This window comes from Okeania sp. SIO2B9 (genome assembly GCF_010672505.1).
Lineage (GTDB): Bacteria > Cyanobacteriota > Cyanobacteriia > Cyanobacteriales > Microcoleaceae > Okeania > Okeania hirsuta.
In genome coordinates this window covers 1-5320 of the sequence record NZ_JAAHGK010000456.1, presented here as the reverse complement: position 1 = coordinate 5320, position 5320 = coordinate 1, and the positions used below count along the sequence as shown (strand labels likewise).

The 5320-nt window shown below is 39.1% G+C and carries 5 protein-coding genes; 4 read left to right on the top strand and 1 reads right to left on the bottom strand.

All coding sequences use genetic code 11. The annotated features are described in order from the left end of the window. The 4 genes from F6K13_RS16815 to F6K13_RS16800 form a co-directional block, all read left to right on the top strand. On the top strand, positions 1 to 879 hold an 879-nt coding region (locus F6K13_RS16815; RefSeq protein WP_287287863.1), incomplete at its 5' end, for a sirohydrochlorin chelatase. Positions 880 to 1221: 342 nt separating this feature from the next. Beyond that, entirely contained in the window at positions 1222 to 1353 is a 132-nt protein-coding gene (locus F6K13_RS16810) for a hypothetical protein (protein WP_275670452.1), read from the top strand. 83 nt (positions 1354 to 1436) lie between these two features. Beyond that, entirely contained in the window at positions 1437 to 1598 is a 162-nt protein-coding gene (locus F6K13_RS16805) for a hypothetical protein (RefSeq protein WP_161564706.1), read from the top strand. 81 nt (positions 1599 to 1679) lie between these two features. After that, complete coding sequence (locus tag F6K13_RS16800; protein WP_133434000.1) at positions 1680 to 1982, top strand: hypothetical protein; 303 nt, start codon at positions 1680 to 1682, stop codon at positions 1980 to 1982. 93 nt (positions 1983 to 2075) lie between these two features. On the opposite strand, the gene topA is transcribed toward F6K13_RS16800, so the two are convergent. Beyond that, positions 2076 to 4700 (bottom strand): type I DNA topoisomerase, encoded by a 2625-nt coding sequence (topA, locus tag F6K13_RS16795; RefSeq protein WP_124147252.1) that lies wholly within the window; start codon positions 4698 to 4700, stop codon positions 2076 to 2078. Positions 4701 to 5320: the final 620 nt, after the last annotated feature.

Below are 5320 nucleotides of genomic sequence, written 5' to 3'. Positions count from 1 at the left end.
TTCTTAGATTTTGTTGCAGCTTATCAAAATTTAGATAAATCTCGACCTGTGATACCTTGCTTTTTAGAATTAACAGGTCCAACTATTCAAGAAGGAGTAGATAAATGTGTAGAACAAGGTTACACAAAATTATCTGCTTTACCAATTTTATTATTTGCAGCTCGCCACAATAAATTTGATATTACCAATGAATTAGACCGAGCAAGACAACGACATCCTCAAATAAAATTCCATTATGGGCGACATTTTGGCATTACTCCCAAGATTTTAGAATTGTGGCGATCACGTCTCACAGAATTAGAAGAAACTAATTTTAATCCCTCCGAAACAGTTTTATTATTTGTAGGGCGAGGTTCGAGCGATCCCGATGCTAATGGAGATGTTTATAAACTAGCTCGAATGTTATGGGAAGGCAGTGGATATCTAACAATTGAAACTTGTTTTATTGGCATTACTCATCCTCGTTTAGAAGAAGGTTTTCGGCGAGCTAGATTATATCAACCGAAGCGTATTATTGTTTTGCCTTACTTTTTATTTACCGGAGTTTTGGTCAAGAAAATATTTGATATTACTGCTCAACAACAAGAACAATATCCAGGTATTTCTATGACTTGTCTGCCAGAAATGGGAGCGCATCCAACATTATTAGAATTATTGCGAGAAAGGGAAATAGAGACACAGTTAGGAGAAGTACAAATGAACTGTGAAATGTGTAAGTTTCGGTTAGCTACTGTTGCTGGTGAAGCACATTCTCACGGTCATGGTCATCATCATCACAACCATGACCATAACAATAATACTCACGACCATACTAATTCTATAGCCGATCCTTACGCTGATCCAGAACAATATCATCAGCGTATTTGGCAAATTCCTTGAAGAAGGAAGAAGGAAGAAGGAAGAAGGAAAAAGTGGATGGGGATAGTCAAAACCTGCCACTGTTTCTACAAACTTCAACAAGCTTGTAAACACCGTGTAGACTACGGGGAATTAAACCCGAAAAAAAAGATAATAATTCAAATTATTAATGTCATTGCAAGGGGGATAAATATTGACGTTAATCTTGAGAGAAAAGTGTTGATACCCCTGTGGCAATCTCCGGGAGGAACAATATAAATTTATCTAATATCATGTCTCTTTAAATAACCCCAATAAAAAATTTAGACGTTGCATACAACGTCCGTAGGGAGCAGGGAACAAGAGGAAATTTGTTTGCTCCCGATGACAAACGGAAAAAATATTCTCTCTCAAGAGAAGAACATTTTTACCCTTCAAAAACTTACCAGCCTCAGAATGGAGTTTAACTCCGCAAAAGATGTAGCAAAAGCAATGATTCAAGAATTAGAAGATTAAAAAAACAGTATTTTAGAGCAACGCTACGAAGATGCTTTAGCCTTGATATGAATTAGATGGGATGAGTAGGCAAACAAAAATAAATGCCATGGAATCTTTATGTAATTAGAATGCTAATACATTTGATTAAAAATCAACTAGAAAAAAAATTAACAAATTCTTGGGCAGCTTCAATAGGAGGTTCATTAATAGAAATCAAAAAAATCAACCTTCAAGACAACAGAAAATCTGGGGTTGGTGATTAGGTAATGCCATTAAATATTTATGAACGGTACAATTATAGTTTTTTCATAGATATTTGAGACAAAAGCATTACGCATTCACCAATGCCTGGTAGTAAGCAAGACCGCGATGAAAATGCAGCAATAAACATATTAGTCGCGGGCGGGCAGTCCGAGACAAAAAACGGACGTGGAGGCAAGGGTAAGACTACCGCCAAGGTAGCAGCAGTCTGTGTTAGCGAAGCTTTGCGCCAGCAAAACGTCAACCTACCGAGGAGTTTCGGCTCCATAGGAATCTCCGCGCCTTTAGGCCGGGGAGGATGTCAACATTCATCTCAATCAATAGACTTCTTGCGGAAGTCGGGAAAAGGAAACAGGGAACAGGGAACAAGGAAAAGTGAACAATAATTGACGTAAACACTATCAGAAAAATACTTTTGCAAGAGGTCTAATCAATATTTACCCACCATACTACTTAGTAATCTAAATATAACCGAAATTCTAATTATTTTCCGCCTTTGACTTTCTAGACTTTCTACCTCGAGTAGACTTCTTACTACTAGCCTTTGCCTTCAAAAGTTCCACAGCTTGCTCCAAAGTCACATCCTCAACAGCCGTATCCTTTGGCAAAGAAGCATTAACCTTACCATGCTTCACATAAGGTCCATAACGACCATCATAAATACCCACAGCCTCTCCATCTTCAGGATGTTTACCCAAATCTTTGAGTGGAGGTGCAGCTTTAGCACTACCACGCCTCGCTCTTTTAGGTTGAGCTAATAACTCCAAAGCACGTTCCAAAGTAATAGTCAAAACATCATCCCCAGCTTTCAAAGAACGATAATCTTTACCAACCTCCTTTCCTTGGTCGTGAACAACATAAGGACCAAAACGTCCTAAATTAGTTTGAATTTTGCAACCCGTTTCTGGGTGAACACCCAAAGTACGAGGTAAAGACAATAACCCTACCGCCATATCCAAAGTCACATCTTCCATATTTACACCCTTCGGCAGTGAGCTTCGCTTTGGTTTTTTCTTACTTCCCTCTACCTCATCACCCAACTGTACATAAGGACCGTAACGACCAGTCATTATATAGATAGGTTTATCTTCTTCTGGATGAATTCCTAATTCCTCAGGACCTTCTGTTTTTTGCTTCAGAATTTTCTCTATTTGTTCTGGATCTAAGTCTGATGGAGTTAAATCTTCAGGAATAGAAGCCTTGACAACACCTTCACCATTTTCTGCCTCAATATAAGCACCAAACTTACCGATACAAATACGATAAGTCATCTCTGGTTCATCATCCAAATTATCCAATTCAATGGTACGGGCTAACTTAGGGTCAATTTGCTCTTCCTGTTCCTTAATTTGAGTATCCAACCCACTTTCTCCAGAATAAAATTCTCGTAGATATGGCAACCATTGAGCTTCACCAGTAGAAATATCATCCAGAGTCTGTTCCATACGGGCAGTAAACTTAACATCCACAAATTCAGGAAAGTGCTTTTCTAATAGACTTGTTACCCCAAAAGCAGTAAAAGTCGGAACCAAAGCATTATTCTGAAGTTTGGCATAACCACGGTCAACAATAGTACCAATAACAGTAGCGTAGGTACTCGGACGGCCAATACCTTCACTTTCCAGAGTTTTTACCAGAGATGCTTCGGTAAACCTAGCAGGTGGTTGAGTTTCATGCCCTAATACTTCTATTTCTTGGCAATTTGGATGATCGCCTTGTTTCAGAGGAGGTAAAGGTACTTCTTGGTCTTCCAAAGCTGCTTCTGGGTCATCGGAACCTTCAACATAAGCCCGGAGGAAACCAGGAAAGTCTATACGCTTACCATTAGAACGAAAACCCGCATCTTCTACTTGCAGGTTAACTGTAATATGGGTTTGACGAGAGTCAGCCATTTGGCAAGCCACTGTCCGTTTCCATATTAAATCGTAAAGAGCAAGCTCTTGACCACTCAACCCTGTTTCCTGGGGAGTGCGGAAAGTTTGACCAGCAGGACGAATAGCTTCATGAGCTTCCTGCGCTCCTTTACTTTTAGTAGTGTATTGTCGTGGTTGGGGACTCAGATATTCTGGACCATACATTTTTTCCACACAACTCCGAGCAGCAGCGATCGCTTCATCAGACAAATGTACTGAGTCTGTACGCATATAGGTAATAAAGCCCTGTTCATATAAACTTTGGGCTGTCCGCATCGTTTGCCTAGCACCCATTCTTAGTTTACGGTTAGATTCTTGTTGTAAAGTAGAAGTGGTAAAGGGTGGGGATGGTTTACGTTTAACAGCTCGTTCTTCAACACTATTAACAGTCCAAGGCTTATCTTGCAGCCGTTCCTTCAGAGCTTCTGCTTGAGCCTCATCCAACAGAACTACATTTCTACCCTCAGCTATTTTGCCTGTATTCTCATCAAAGTCACTACCAGTAGCTACTTTTGTACCCCCAAGGGTGACAAGTTTAGACTCAAAAGGTTTTTTTGCCTGTTCTAAACTAGCTTTTAAATCCCAATAACCTCCTTGTTTAAAAGCTCGACGTTGACGTTCTCGGGTTACCAATAGTCGAACTGCTACTGACTGTACCCTACCAGCAGAGAGACCCCAGGCTATTTTTTTCCACAGTACAGGTGAGAGAGTATAACCGTAAAGTCGGTCTAGAATACGTCTTGTCTCTTGTGCCCTGACTAACTGTTCGTCTATATTGCGACAATTTTCGATCGCCTTACGGATAGCTTCTGGGGTAATCTCGTGGAATACCATCCGCTTAGTAGGAACTTTTGGTTTTAGTAATTGCAGTAAATGCCAACTGATGCTTTCCCCTTCCCGGTCTTCATCTGTGGCTAGAACTAATTCATCAGCTTCTTTCAAGGCATCTTTAAGTTCTTTGACGGTTTTCTTTTTGTCTTTAGGGACGACGTAGAGGGGTTCAAAATTTGAGTCTACGTTTACACCTAGATGTGCCCACTTTTCTCCTTTATATTTTTCTGGTATTTCATCAGCAGAAGGTGGCAGGTCACGCACGTGACCCATGGATGCCTCGACCCGGTAGTCAGAGGGTAGATAGTTACGTATAGTCCGGGCTTTAGTAGGAGATTCCACAATAACAAGGGTTGACATAAGACTTTATTTAGGATGTTACAAGCTGGGATTTTATATTTAGGTTAGGAATGATATGCACCAGTGGTCAATGGGTCAGGAGAAATAGAATTTTATTGTTTAGTTTGGTTAGACATTAACAAGATAAAGTCCTATTTTTTCTACGCTATCTTAATTTTTTATTTCTGCCAAAATCTATAGCAATTTGCAACTTGATCGGGTATTAAGTTACTGGGTTTTTAGATTTTTCCTGAACAGAGAATGGAGATTAGAGCATTCTAGGTTTTGCTACATGTTCATAATTAACTTATCTGCAATCAGCTATATTTTTGATGGACATAAGCTTTAATTTAGTAATTACCTTATACGATTTGCTAGCATGACTTATTACTAATGTCAATAAATTAATATTTTTTTTATATTTGAAAGCAAAAAGTAAAATTATTGCTTTTGCTGTGATTAAGGATTTCTTCAATAAACCCTCAACTTCAACACATATCTAAATGCTAAGTCTGGTGATTAGTTATTATTTGGTTTATCTTTAACCAATACAAACTCTCAAGTTTCTTTACCGAAAAATTGTGGGTATGCGCCTCCCTTTTTAAAGCTATCCATTACTCACATCTTTCTTAACATCAGGA

Bases quoted from the DNA above. Each gene is read 5' to 3' on its own strand.
- F6K13_RS16810 (WP_275670452.1), top strand. From the start codon at position 1,222: ATGACAAACGGAAAAAATATTCTCTCTCAAGAGAAGAACATTTTTACC.
- topA (WP_124147252.1), bottom strand. From the start codon at position 4,700: ATGTCAACCCTTGTTATTGTGGAATCTCCTACTAAAGCCCGGACTATA.
- F6K13_RS16800 (WP_133434000.1), top strand. From the start codon at position 1,680: ATGCCTGGTAGTAAGCAAGACCGCGATGAAAATGCAGCAATAAACATA.
- F6K13_RS16805 (WP_161564706.1), top strand. From the start codon at position 1,437: ATGCCATGGAATCTTTATGTAATTAGAATGCTAATACATTTGATTAAA.